General features: G+C 54.9%; 14 protein-coding genes. 11 read left to right on the top strand and 3 right to left on the bottom strand.

Features of this window, described 5'->3' with window-relative positions; genetic code table 11:
- Window positions 1-6 precede the first annotated feature (6 nt).
- Complete coding sequence (paaG, locus tag ABD013_RS04905) at window positions 7-798, bottom strand: 2-(1,2-epoxy-1,2-dihydrophenyl)acetyl-CoA isomerase PaaG (RefSeq protein ID WP_343803090.1); 792 nt, start codon at window positions 796-798, stop codon at window positions 7-9.
- A 3-nt stretch (window positions 799-801) separates the two neighbouring features.
- On the bottom strand, window positions 802-1584 hold the full coding sequence (gene paaF / locus ABD013_RS04900; protein WP_343803087.1) for a 2,3-dehydroadipyl-CoA hydratase PaaF: 783 nt from the start codon (window positions 1582-1584) through the stop codon (window positions 802-804).
- Between the two features lie 406 nt (window positions 1585-1990).
- On the opposite strand from paaF, the gene paaN reads away from it, so the two are divergent.
- From paaN to sppA, 5 genes are all read left to right on the top strand, one after another.
- Window positions 1991-3661 (top strand): phenylacetic acid degradation protein PaaN, encoded by a 1671-nt coding sequence (gene paaN / locus ABD013_RS04895; RefSeq protein ID WP_343803084.1) that lies wholly within the window; start codon window positions 1991-1993, stop codon window positions 3659-3661.
- 14 nt (window positions 3662-3675) lie between these two features.
- Complete coding sequence (locus ABD013_RS04890; RefSeq protein ID WP_343803082.1) at window positions 3676-4461, top strand: enoyl-CoA hydratase-related protein; 786 nt, start codon at window positions 3676-3678, stop codon at window positions 4459-4461.
- Window positions 4462-4607: 146 nt separating this feature from the next.
- Window positions 4608-5354, top strand: coding sequence for an SDR family oxidoreductase (locus ABD013_RS04885; protein WP_343803080.1), 747 nt, complete (start codon window positions 4608-4610; stop codon window positions 5352-5354).
- Window positions 5355-5384: 30 nt separating this feature from the next.
- Window positions 5385-6038: an HAD family hydrolase gene (locus ABD013_RS04880; RefSeq protein ID WP_343803077.1), complete on the top strand. Its 654-nt coding sequence runs from the start codon at window positions 5385-5387 to the stop codon at window positions 6036-6038.
- 22 nt (window positions 6039-6060) lie between these two features.
- Window positions 6061-7092: a signal peptide peptidase SppA gene (gene sppA / locus ABD013_RS04875; protein WP_425543386.1), complete on the top strand. Its 1032-nt coding sequence runs from the start codon at window positions 6061-6063 to the stop codon at window positions 7090-7092.
- Here sppA and ABD013_RS04870 read toward each other — a convergent pair.
- Window positions 7080-7676, bottom strand: a complete 597-nt coding sequence (locus tag ABD013_RS04870; RefSeq protein WP_343803074.1) for a Maf family protein — start codon at window positions 7674-7676, stop codon at window positions 7080-7082. The genes sppA and ABD013_RS04870 overlap by 13 nt on opposite strands.
- Window positions 7677-7798: 122 nt before the next feature.
- Between ABD013_RS04870 and ABD013_RS04865 the strand changes: the two genes are divergently transcribed.
- The 6 genes from ABD013_RS04865 to acpP all read left to right on the top strand — a co-directional run bounded on the left by ABD013_RS04865 (window position 7799) and on the right by acpP (window position 11782).
- A complete protein-coding gene (locus ABD013_RS04865) occupies window positions 7799-8323 on the top strand; it encodes a YceD family protein (RefSeq protein ID WP_343803071.1) in 525 nt (174 codons plus the stop codon).
- Window positions 8324-8340: 17 nt separating this feature from the next.
- Window positions 8341-8520, top strand: a complete 180-nt coding sequence (rpmF, locus tag ABD013_RS04860; RefSeq protein WP_239039323.1) for a 50S ribosomal protein L32 — start codon at window positions 8341-8343, stop codon at window positions 8518-8520.
- Window positions 8521-8522: 2 nt separating this feature from the next.
- Entirely contained in the window at window positions 8523-9557 is a 1035-nt protein-coding gene (gene plsX, locus ABD013_RS04855; protein ID WP_343803068.1) for a phosphate acyltransferase PlsX, read from the top strand.
- Window positions 9558-9667: 110 nt separating this feature from the next.
- Window positions 9668-10597, top strand: a complete 930-nt coding sequence (gene fabD / locus ABD013_RS04850) for an ACP S-malonyltransferase (RefSeq protein ID WP_343803065.1) — start codon at window positions 9668-9670, stop codon at window positions 10595-10597.
- A 27-nt stretch (window positions 10598-10624) separates the two neighbouring features.
- Window positions 10625-11368, top strand: coding sequence for a 3-oxoacyl-ACP reductase FabG (gene fabG / locus ABD013_RS04845; protein ID WP_343803063.1), 744 nt, complete (start codon window positions 10625-10627; stop codon window positions 11366-11368).
- A 180-nt stretch (window positions 11369-11548) separates the two neighbouring features.
- Window positions 11549-11782: an acyl carrier protein gene (acpP, locus tag ABD013_RS04840; protein ID WP_010323864.1), complete on the top strand. Its 234-nt coding sequence runs from the start codon at window positions 11549-11551 to the stop codon at window positions 11780-11782.
- The last annotated feature ends 17 nt before the right edge of the window (window positions 11783-11799 follow it).

Below are 11799 nucleotides of genomic sequence, written 5' to 3'. Positions count from 1 at the left end.
TCATGCTCACTTGCCTTTAAAGGTGGGCTGACGTTTTGCCATGAAGGCCGAAACACCTTCGCGGTAATCTTCTGTGCGACCGGCAAGTGTCTGCAGGTCACGCTCCAGATCCAGCTGCTCGTCGAAGCTGTTGTCCCAGCTGGACTGGATTGCACGCTTGATCAGTGCCAGTCCTTTGGTCGGCTGAGTCGCCAGCTGCTTCGCCATGGTCAGAGCTTCGTCTTTCAGGGTCTCGTCATCAACACACTTCCAAATCATGCCCCAGGCCATGGCCTGCTCGGCGCTGATCTTGTCACCCAGCATGGACAGTGCCATGGCGCGGGCATGGCCTACCAGGCGCGGTAGTGTCCAGGTACCGCCGGAATCCGGAACCAGACCGATCTTGCAGAACGCCTGGATGAAGGAAGCAGAGCGTGCAGCCAGCACGATGTCACAGGCAAAGGCGATGTTGGCACCGGCACCAGCCGCCACACCATTAACCGCACAGATCACCGGCATTTCCAGTGCCTGCAGGCTGCGGATCAGCGGGTTGTAGTTCTTCTCGATGGACTCGCCCAGGTTGGGCATTTCCGCATTGGGATCGACATTACGATCACTCAGGTCCTGGCCAGCACAGAAGCCACGACCATTACCGGTGATCAGCAGACAGCGAACCTCTTCGCTTTTTTTGGCTTGCTTGATCGCATCACGAACTTCAGCGTGCATCTCGGTGTTGAAACTGTTCATCCGGTCCGGACGGTTCAGGGTCAGAACCGCAACCCCGTCAGTAATCTCGAATTCAATCGTTTCGTAAGCCATGTCTTATTTTCCTGTGAAGTTCGGTTTACGTTTTTCCATGAAGGCGGCGATGCCTTCATTGCGATCTTCGGTAGCAGCCAGCAGGGTGAACGCCTTGCGCTCGAGGCTCAGGCCGCTGTCCAGTGTGGTTTCGTAAGCTTTAAGCAGTACTTCTTTCGCCTGACGGACGGCGATCGGTGGCTTGGTGGCAATTTTGCGGGCCAGCTCTGAGGCGCGCTCCAGTGAGCGCTCCGGAATGGTGACCTCGCTAACCAGTCCGAAGTCACGGGCCTGAGCAGCAGAAATGAATTCACCGGACAATACCAGCTGCATCGCCATGGACTTGCCTACAGTACGCAGCAAGCGTTGAGTGCCGCCGGCCCCCGGGATGATACCCAGATTGATTTCCGGCTGCCCGAATTGAGCATTGTCACCTGCGATGACGATATCGGCGTGCATCACCAGTTCACAGCCGCCACCCAGGGCAAAACCGTTAACAGCCGCGATCAGCGGTTTGGTGAACTGTGCGATGGTGCGCCAGTGCAGGACACGGGGATCATTAAGTACACCCACGGCATCCAGCGCTGCCATTTCCTTGATGTCTGCACCCGCGGCAAAAACCTTCTCGTTGCCGGTGACCACCACTGCGCGTACGTCATCATTGCCGGTCGCCCACTGCAGGACATCAGCTATTTCGCTAAGGAGCTGGGTGCGCAGGGCATTGTAGGCTTCAGGGCGGTTGAGAGTAATGGTCAGCACACCATCAGAAACCGCCGAGACAAGAATGTCCTGATACTCGTGTTGCATAGAAATACCGTCATCTGTGTTTTGTTATTGTATCCGGTGCGACCCGTTACGACCGAACCTGACACTTTTGGCGTCGCAGGCGCTGTATTCGCGGGATGCAGCAATTTCTGATTCCGCTATAGTTGAGAGGCCATACGACACTTGCAGTTACGGCAAGATTAACCCAAAAGCGAAAAGAGATACAATATTTCGGGAATACATTGTTCTTTTCGTATCACAATGTTTGTTGTATCGTGTGGTTCACGATCATGAATACTATAGACAGGATCAGACAGCCGCGCTGAGCTATGCGGTCTGCAGGCCAGATGACGTTTATTCGGACGACTGGCGATCCTGAACTGGACCCAATAAACAGAACAAGTCAGCGTCGTATCATGTCGGCGCCAAGCACAATGGGAGATCCCTGATGAGCGAGAATCTTTTTGCCAAGCACAAAGCGACACTGGATGGTGCGCTGGCAGCGATCCACAGCCGTGATTATTTCAGCCCCTGGTCTGAAAACCCCAGCCCCCGCGCTTATGGCGAAACTGCCGCTGCGGATGGCGAAGCTGCATTCAAGGCTCATCTGAACAAGCCGTTCGAACTCGAGATGCCGGGCATCAGTGGTCGTGTTGGCGGTGAAGTTTCTCCTTACGGTATTGAACTGAATGTACAGTACCCGACTGTCGACATGGATAAGCTTCTGCCGGCGATGGATGATGCTCGCAAGGCATGGCGCGATCAGGGTGTAGAAGGCCGTACTGGCATTTGCATGGAAATCCTGGATCGCCTTAACAAGCGCAGTTTTGAAATCGCCCACGCCGTAATGCATACCTCTGGCCAGGGCTTCATGATGGCGTTCCAGGCCGGTGGCCCGCACGCACAGGATCGCGGCCTGGAAGCAGTGGCCTATGGTTATGAGACCATGGCGGGTGTGCCGGCGCAGGCTACCTGGACCAAGCCTCAGGGCAAACATGATCCACTGGTCATGGAAAAGAAATTTACTGCCTGTGGTCGCGGTGTTGGTCTGGTCATCGGCTGTTCCACTTTCCCGACCTGGAATACCTACCCGGGCATGTTCGCTTCTCTGGTGACCGGCAACCCGGTTGTGATCAAGGCGCACCCGGCTGCAGTGCTGCCGGCGGCCATTAGCGTCCAGGTCGCGCAGGAAGTCCTGAAAGAGCAGGGGTTGCCGCCGCACATCGTTTCCCTGTTCGTTGATGCTGATCCTGCCAAGCCGGAAACAATGACGCTGGCCCAGCGTCCGGAAGTCAAACTCATCGACTTCACTGGCAACACGGCTTTCGGTGACTGGCTGGAGCAGAACTGCCCTCAGGCTCTGGTTTACACTGAGAAAGCCGGTGCCAACACCATCGTTATCGACTCTACCGATGACTTTAAAGGTATGGTCCGCAACCTGGCATTCACTCTGAGCCTGTATTCCGGCCAGATGTGCACCACGACTCAGGACATCTTCGTACCTAAAGAAGGTATCGAGACCGATCTGGGCCACAAGAGCTTTGATGAAGTCGCTGAGGCCATCGCCACTGGTGTGACCAAGTTCCTGTCCGATCCTGACCGCGCTGCCATGGTTCTGGGTGCCATCCAGTCCGAAGCAACTGCACAGCGCATTCTGGACAGCAAGGGCTTGGGCAAGGTTGTACGCGATTCCGAAGAACTGACTCACCCGCAGTTCGAAAACGCACGTGTACGCACCCCGCTGATCATGACCATCGATGCTGCCAAGGAAGATGTATGGGGTCAGGAACTGTTCGGTCCGATCAGCTTCATCATCGCTACCGACAGCCGTGACCACAGCATTCAGCTGGCTCGCGACGTGGTCAAAAAGCATGGTGCGATCACCATGGGGTGCTACAGCAGCGACGAAGCTCAGCTGGACAAGATTGAAGAAGCGGCACTCGATGCCTGCGTTGCACTGAGCATTAACCTGACTGGTGGTGTATTCGTCAACCAGAGTGCTGCTTTCAGTGACTTCCACGCGACCGGTGGTAACCCGGCTGCAAACGCGTCCCTGTCTGATTATGCGTTCGTGGCTAATCGCTTCCGTTTCGTACAGAGCCGTCGTCACCCGAAGTGAGTGAGGAGCAGGTAATGGAATTCGAAACTGTATTGGTTGAGATCCGTGACGGTGTTGGCATCGTTACGCTCAACCGCCCCAAGGCGATGAATGCGCTCAACCTGCAACTCACTGCAGAGCTGGGTCAGGCAATCGATGCGTTGGAAGATGATGCGAATGTGCGCTGCATTCTGCTCACCGGGGGTGAGCAGGTGTTCGCGGCCGGTGCTGACATCAAGGAGATGAAGGAGCACGACTTCGCCTCTTTGTATGCGCTTAACTTCCCGTATGTGAAGCGGGACTGCTGGCGTGCCATTGATGAGGCTCGTACTCCGGTCGTGGCTGCCGTTGCCGGTTTTGCCCTGGGTGGTGGCTGCGAGATGGCCATGGCGTGCGATTTCATTATCGCAGCCGAAACCGCCAGGTTCGGTCAGCCTGAGATCGGTATCGGCACCATGCCGGGTGCCGGTGGTACTCAGCGCCTGACCAAGGCGGTTGGCAAGGCCAAAGCGATGGAGATGTGCCTGACTGGTCGCATGATGGATGCCGAGGAAGCTGAACGCAGCGGCCTGGTGTCACGTATTGTGCCGGCAGAAGAGCTGCTTGAAAATGCTTTCAAGACAGCGCGCAAGATCGCGTCGAATTCTGCACCGGCTGTCAGCATGATCAAGCAGGCCGTCAACATGGCGGTGGATGCGCATCTGGCTGATGGCCTGCGACACGAGCGACATGCCTTCCAGTCAACCTTCGCTTTCGAAGATTGCGCTGAAGGAATGAACGCTTTTGCTGAGAAGCGCAAGCCTGAATTCAAACACCGCTGATCATCCTGCCTGATCCAATCCGAAAACCGCTGTCGCTTTCGTCAGCGGTTTTTTCGTTATGGCGAGCGGTAGACGCTGATTGGGCCATGGGTCAGAATACGCACATCCCAAGAATTGAAACACGCTTAACTTAAATGGGTAACCAGATGAAATTCAAAGGAAAGCGCGCCTGGGTAACAGGTGCCAGCTCAGGAATTGGCCAGGCAACAGCAAAGGCTCTGGCGGCTGAAGGTGCTGAGCTTGTGCTCTCGGCGCGTCGTGCTGAGCGCCTCGAGTCCCTGGCAGAAGAGCTGCGTCAGCAGGGAGCTGACGTCCATGTTGAGTCCGTCGATGTCTCGAACCGCAGCGCCATGGAGGCGCTTGGTGAACGTCTGGCGAGCATGGGTGGAGTCGATATCCTGATCAACAATGCGGGCACCATGCCGATCAGTCCTATCATCAATGGTCGCGTCGATGAATGGGATCAGATGATCGACGTTAACATCAAGGGCGTGCTCTATGCGATTCATGCGGTCTATTCAGGCATGGCGGAGCGCAAGCGCGGCCATATCGTCAATGTCAGCTCCATTGCGGCGCGCACTACTTACCCGAGTGCGGGAGTCTATGCCGGCACCAAACATGCCGTCCGTGCCATCTCTGAAACACTGCGTAAAGAGGCTATTCGCTTCGGCGTCCGCGTCACAGACATTCAGCCAGGCTCTGTTGATACCGAGCTGCCGGACAGTATCGGTCATGACAAGATTCGCGGCATCGTGAAGAGCAACATGTACGGTGATGAGGCCAGCATGCTTAGACCCGAAGATATTGCCAATGCTGTCATTTATGCACTTGAGCAGCCACAACATGTAGATGTTGGTGAGCTATTGATCTGGCCAACACGCCAGGAAAACTGATTAAGCGAGTACACCGTAAAGGAGCTAAGCTTGTACAAGCTACTGATATTCGACTGGGACGGTACCATCATAGACTCTACAGAGCGCATTGCATCGAGTATCCGCTCGTCGGCGCGAGATCTTGATTTGCCGGTACCGACCTGGGAAGCAGCCAAGGATATTATCGGTTTGGGTCTACCTGAGGCGATCAAGACACTGTTCCCGAATGAAGGGGATAGCATTATTGATCCTGTACGTGAGCGTTATGCGCACTATTACCTTGAGGCGGATGAGACACCGACCGAGCTGTTTCCTGGCGTGCAGCACGCGCTGGAAAGCCTCAAAGGCAAGGGCTACCGTCTTGCCGTTGCGACTGGCAAGAGTCGTGCGGGCCTTGAGCATGTGTTCGCAGAAACAGGCTTGGGTGCGCTGTTTGAAACCAGTCGCTGTGCGGACGAAACGACGTCAAAGCCTGATCCGCACATGCTTCATGAGTTACTTGAAGAAACTGGCATTGCACGTCAGCAGGCATTGATGATCGGTGATACGGAATATGACCTCGAGATGGGGCAGCGTGCCGGTATGGATACTGTTGCGGTTAGCTATGGCGCGCACCATCTGGACCGGCTCAGAGTGCTTCGGCCGGTGAAAGAGATCCACCACTTCATGGAGCTGGAGTCATGGCTGGATGATCTATCAGCGTAAAGTCACTGAATGAGGGAATGTTGTGAACGATAACCACTGGGGCGAATCCGATCAGCCTGCCGGCAGTAACGCAGGTAATCCGTCATCTACTCAACAAGGTGATGGTCGACCAACGACGCAGAAAGAGTGGCGCCTGATCGAAAAAATGGTCAACAGTCTGCATGTTGAGCATCGACGCTCTCGACGCTGGGGTATTTTCTTTAAGTTGCTGACCTTTGTATATCTGTTCTCGCTATTGGCGATTTTCTATGTCGGCAAGAACTTCGATGCCGATAAGGTCGTTGCTCAGGATCACACGGCGATCGTAGAGGTGAAAGGCCCAATCATGGATGAGGAGCAGGCCAGTGCTGATAGCATTATCTCTGCTCTGCGCGATGCCTTTAAGGCGGATCATAGTCAGGCAGTCATACTCAGGATCAACAGTCCCGGCGGCAGTCCTGTGCAGGCAGGCTACGTCTATGACGAAATCAAGCGCCTGCGTAGCCTTAATCCTGAGAAAAAAGTATATGCGGTCATAACTGATATCGGTGCCTCGGGGGCCTATTATATTGCCGCAGCGGCCGATGAGATTTATGCCGACAAGGCGAGTCTGGTGGGCTCTATCGGAGTGATCTCATCGAGCTTTGGCTTTGTTGACCTGATCGACAAACTGGGTGTCGAGCGCCGTACGCTGACAGCAGGTGAGAATAAGGCCTTCCTGGATCCCTTCTCGCCGCTTAAAGATAAGGATCGTGCATTCTGGCAGAGTGTACTGAATACCACCCACCAGCAGTTCATCAGTCAGGTTAAGCAGGGCAGAGGTGATCGCCTCAAGGGCGGCGACGAACTGTTTTCAGGACTGGTATGGAGTGGTGAGCAAGCGCTCGAACTCGGTCTGATTGACGGCTTGGGCAGTAGTTCGATGGTTGCACGTGACATTATTGGTGTCGAAAAGCTGATTGATTACACCGCACGGCCGAAACCACTCGACCGTCTGATCGAGCGGCTGGGTATCGGTGTAGCCAAGGAGCTGGCTCTACAGATGGGCTTGCGTGACGATTATCAGCTGCGCTGAAACTGAAACGGCGAGACCCCTTCCGCCTCAAGCATCCGCACCAGGCGGATCAGCGGCAGGCCAACCAGTGTATTGGGGTCTTCGCCCTCGAGGCGCTCGAAGAGCACAATGCCGGCACCTTCTGAGCGAAAACTACCCGCACAGTTATAGGGTTGTTCATGTTGAAGGTAGTCTTCGATCAATCCATCAGACAACTTTCTGAAATGAACATGAAAGGGGACGACTTCCACATGAGTCTTGCCTGTTGCTGTGTTCAGCAGGCACAGGCCTGTCAGGAATGTGATTGAACGGCCGGAAAGCGCACGAAGCTGCTCGGTAGCGCGCTCATGGGTGCCGGGCTTGCCGATAATCTGTTCATCCAGAACGGCCACCTGATCCGATCCGATCACTAGTGCATCCTTGTAAGCCGGTGCTACAGCTCTGGCTTTTTCTTCCGCCAGGCGCGACACTAGCGCCGCCGCCGATTCATCCGGTAGCGGAGTCTCGTCAATTTCGGGATGCTTGGTACGATAGGGCAGGCCCAGCTTGTCCAATATTTCCCGTCGCCAGGGTGAACTTGAGGCGAGTACCAGGGTGGGTAACATGATATTTCCTTTCAAGACCACGGTTTACAAATCTTTCTGGTATCATATTAACCCTAAATTTAATCGCTTAAACCCCTATTTTCTTTGACAGCAAGGGGTTCTAACCATAGAATTGCGCGCTTATGTCGTACGGTCCATTACCGAAAAAAGTTGACCCTCGCAAACTAGCCGAGCGGGAAGCGGTATTTAAAGGCCCAGCAGCTGTTGCTGATATGCCTCGTCTTGCGTCCTTCTTGGTTGATGACAGCGGCAGTATTGATGTCGAAGTCGCGTTTGCCAAGGATGAACAGAACCTGCGGGTTCTAAGCGGCAAGATGCATGGCACGGTCAGTATGACCTGTCAGCGCTGCTTGGAACCGGTCAGTGTTGAGATTAATGCTACGCTGAATCTCGCGGTTGCATTGACGGAACAGCAGGCGGAGAATTTACCCCGTTACTATGATCCCTTGATCATGGAAGCGGACGAGATTGAACTGCTGCCAGTTATCGAGGACGAGCTGATGCTGAGTCTGCCGCTGGTTCCTTATCACGATGACTGCAGTATTCAGACCTCGTTCGGTGACGTGGAAACGGCCCGGACGCAGGAAGAAAAACCCAACCCCTTTAGTGTATTGGCCCAGCTTAAAGAAAAGGCCGATAAGAGTTAAACCAGGAGCTAGATACCATGGCAGTACAGCAGAACAAAAAGTCTCGTTCACGTCGCGATATGCGTCGCTCTCACGATGCCCTGAGCAACCCGACTCTGTCTGTTGACGCAACTACCGGTGAAACCCACCGTCGTCATCACGTCAGCGCTGACGGTTTTTACCGTGGCCGTCAGGTAGTTGCCAAAGGCGACGAATAAGCTTGACGGCACAGTATTGCATCGCTGTTGATGCAATGGGCGGGGACTTCGGTCCCCGCGTTACAGTGCCTGCGGCACTGGACGCACTTAAGCGTCACCCCTCCCTGAATATCCTGCTGGTCGGCCATCAGCAACAGATCATCCCTGTACTTGAGCGCCTTGGGCAACAAGAACACCCCCGCCTGGAGCTGCTGCATGCAGAGTCCGTGGTGGCGATGGATGAGCGCCCGACCTTTGCCTTGCGTCGCCGCAAGGATTCCTCCATGTACCTGGCTTTGCAATCCGTTGCCGAAGGGCGTGCTCAGGCCTGTATCAGTGCAGGCAATACCGGTGCGCTGATGGTCATGGGACGTGGCATTTTACAGATGCTGCCCGGCATCGACCGTCCAGCCATCACGTCTGCCGTACCCACGCTGCGCGGACATAGTCATATGCTCGACCTGGGTGCGAACGTTGATTGCTCAGCCGAACACCTGTTGCAGTTCGCCATCATGGGCTCAGTGATGTTGAAAGCCGTGGAGCAGATAGAAGCACCTACGGTTGCATTACTGAATATTGGCGCTGAAGAGATCAAGGGCAATGAACAGGTCAAACTGGCCTCACGATTGCTGGCGGAACAACCAGATCTCAACTACATAGGCTTTGTCGAAGGTGATGGTGTCTTTTCCGGCAAGGCAGACCTGATCGTTTGCGACGGTTTTGTTGGCAATATTGCACTCAAAAGCAGTGAAGGGCTGGCACGATTGATTGGCCGTAAGGTTCGCAAAAGCTTTACCCGCAACCTTTATCGCCGCCTGGTGGCTTTGCTGGCTCGCCCCGTCATCATGGAGCTGCAGCAACAGCTTGACCCCGGCAAGCAAAATGGCGCCAGCCTTCTGGGGCTCCAGGGTATTGTTATCAAGAGTCACGGCGGTGCCAGCCGCCATTGCTTCTCTCACGCTATCGATCAGGCCGTCTCGGAAGTTGAGATGAATATTCCTGAGCGGATCAGCGAACAGCTGGAGCGGTACCTGCACAATTCGGCAGAACCGGAATAAGCCGGACGTTCTAATTACCCCTGAATGTTGTACACTAACGGCCTTTAAAAGCTGTGTTTCTGCACCAGATGCGCAGCATGGAAGTCACTTGTACAGAATATGGGGAAACCATGTCGCAAACGCTTGCTTTCGTTTTTCCTGGCCAGGGCTCTCAGCAGCTGGGAATGCTCTCAGAGCTGGCTGCAGCACACCCGGTCATTCAGCAGACCTTCGCTGAAGCCTCCGATGCTCTCGGGTTTGATCTCTGGAAAATGACCCAGGAAGGGCCGGAAGAGGCTCTGAACAGCACCGAAAACACTCAGCCAGCCCTGCTTACAGCCGGCGTTGCTCTTTGGCGTCTGTGGCAGGAGCAGGGTGGTGCCAAGCCGGCCATCATGGCGGGACACAGCCTGGGCGAATACACTGCACTGGTCTGCGCCGGCGCCCTCTCCCTGGCTGACGGTGTCCGTCTGGTAAAACTCCGCGGCGAATACATGCAGCAGGCCGTGCCGGCAGGTACCGGTGCCATGGCTGCGATTCTCGGTCTGGATGACGAAGCTATTGCCAAAGCGTGCGAAGAAGCGGCTCAGGGCGATGTGGTATCGCCGGTGAACTACAATTGCCCTGGGCAGGTTGTCATCGCCGGGGAGAAGGCTGCCGTTGAGCGTGGTATCGAAGCCTGCAAGGCTGCCGGCGCCAAGCGCGCTGTCCCGCTGCCTGTCAGCGTTCCCTCGCACTGCGCGCTGATGAAGCCCGCTGCCGAGAAGCTGGCTCAGGCATTGAGCGAAATCGACCTGCGGCAGCCGGAGATTCCGGTGGTGCAGAACGTGGCTGCAAGCGTTGCTGCAGATCTTGACACCCTGCGCAACAACCTGCTGGCTCAGCTGTACAGCCCGGTTCTGTGGACCGCATCCGTACAGAAAATGGCTGCAGAGGGTGTTGAAACCCTGGTCGAATGTGGCCCAGGCAAGGTTCTAACCGGGCTTAACAAGAAGATCGACCGCGCGCTGGCCGGTGTTTCCATCAGCGATCCCGCCGGGCTTGAAAAGGCGCTGGGCTGAACATCAACGGATATTAGGAACAGGATCATGAGTATTGAAGGTAAAGTTGCACTGGTGACCGGCGCGACTCGCGGTATCGGCAAGGCGATCGCGATCAACCTGGCATCCCAGGGCGCAGTCGTGATTGGTACTGCAACCAGCGAAAAAGGTGCAGAAACCATCTCTGCCTACCTGGCTGAAGCCGGTAACAAGGGCGTTGGCATGGTGCTGGATGTTTCCGACTCGGCCTCCGTTGAGTCTGTCCTGAAAGGCATTCAGGCCGATTTTGGCACCATCGAAGTCCTGGTCAACAATGCTGGCATCACCAAGGACAACATCCTGATGCGCATGAAGGACGATGAGTGGGATGGTGTCATCAACACCAACCTGAACTCCATCTACCGCCTTGTAAAAGGCTGTCTGCGTGGCATGACGAAGGCTCGCTGGGGTCGTATCATCAGCGTCAGCTCTGTTGTTGCTTCCATGGGTAACGCCGGTCAGACCAACTATGCCGCTGCAAAGTCTGGCATGGAAGGTTTTACACGCGCTCTTGCGCGTGAGGTGGGTTCCCGCAACATTACCGTTAACTGTGTAGCACCGGGCTTCATCGACACCGACATGACTGCAGGTCTGGCGGATGAGCATAAGCAGAACCTGCAGGCGCAGATTCCGATGAACCGTTTGGGTCAGCCGGAAGAGATCGCCGCTGTGGTAGGTTTTCTGGCCGGTAACGGCGGTGCTTATGTCACCGGCGATACCATTCATGTAAACGGCGGAATGTACATGTCCTGATTCCAGACAAACTCGGGCGCATAAAGATTTGTGTTTTTCCCGGATTTGTTGATAATTGGCCGTCAGTTGACGGATTATGAAATTCACACCGTCACGCTTGTTGCCAGAGCGTAATGGGTTTTCTAAAATTCCGAATCACATCCTGCGATGTGATGGTATTGAGAAAAAATAGGAAGAGATATGAGTAACATTGAAGAGCGCGTAAAGAAAATCATTGCTGAACAGCTGGGCGTTAAAGAAGAAGAAGTTGTTAACTCTGCTTCCTTCGTCGAAGATCTGGGCGCTGACTCCCTGGACACTGTTGAGCTGGTTATGGCTCTGGAAGAGGAATTCGAGACTGAAATTCCTGACGAAGAAGCTGAAAAGATCACTACTGTTCAGCTGGCGATCGATTACATTAACGCTCATCAGTAATCAATCCCGACAGAATT

Source organism: Marinobacterium maritimum (genome assembly GCF_039523155.1).
GTDB classification, from domain to species: Bacteria; Pseudomonadota; Gammaproteobacteria; order Pseudomonadales; family Balneatricaceae; genus Marinobacterium; species Marinobacterium maritimum.
The sequence above is the reverse complement of the archived record's forward strand: the minus strand, read 5'-3'. Positions and strand labels throughout refer to the sequence as shown.

Excerpts from the sequence above, each read along its gene's own strand:
- paaG (WP_343803090.1), bottom strand. The coding sequence starts at position 798 with ATGGCTTACGAAACGATTGAATTCGAGATTACTGACGGGGTTGCGGTT.
- paaF (WP_343803087.1), bottom strand. The coding sequence starts at position 1,584 with ATGCAACACGAGTATCAGGACATTCTTGTCTCGGCGGTTTCTGATGGT.
- paaN (WP_343803084.1), top strand. The coding sequence starts at position 1,991 with ATGAGCGAGAATCTTTTTGCCAAGCACAAAGCGACACTGGATGGTGCG.
- ABD013_RS04890 (WP_343803082.1), top strand. The coding sequence starts at position 3,676 with ATGGAATTCGAAACTGTATTGGTTGAGATCCGTGACGGTGTTGGCATC.
- ABD013_RS04885 (WP_343803080.1), top strand. The coding sequence starts at position 4,608 with ATGAAATTCAAAGGAAAGCGCGCCTGGGTAACAGGTGCCAGCTCAGGA.
- ABD013_RS04870 (WP_343803074.1), bottom strand. The coding sequence starts at position 7,676 with ATGTTACCCACCCTGGTACTCGCCTCAAGTTCACCCTGGCGACGGGAA.
- ABD013_RS04865 (WP_343803071.1), top strand. The coding sequence starts at position 7,799 with ATGTCGTACGGTCCATTACCGAAAAAAGTTGACCCTCGCAAACTAGCC.
- rpmF (WP_239039323.1), top strand. The coding sequence starts at position 8,341 with ATGGCAGTACAGCAGAACAAAAAGTCTCGTTCACGTCGCGATATGCGT.
- fabD (WP_343803065.1), top strand. The coding sequence starts at position 9,668 with ATGTCGCAAACGCTTGCTTTCGTTTTTCCTGGCCAGGGCTCTCAGCAG.
- fabG (WP_343803063.1), top strand. The coding sequence starts at position 10,625 with ATGAGTATTGAAGGTAAAGTTGCACTGGTGACCGGCGCGACTCGCGGT.
- acpP (WP_010323864.1), top strand. The coding sequence starts at position 11,549 with ATGAGTAACATTGAAGAGCGCGTAAAGAAAATCATTGCTGAACAGCTG.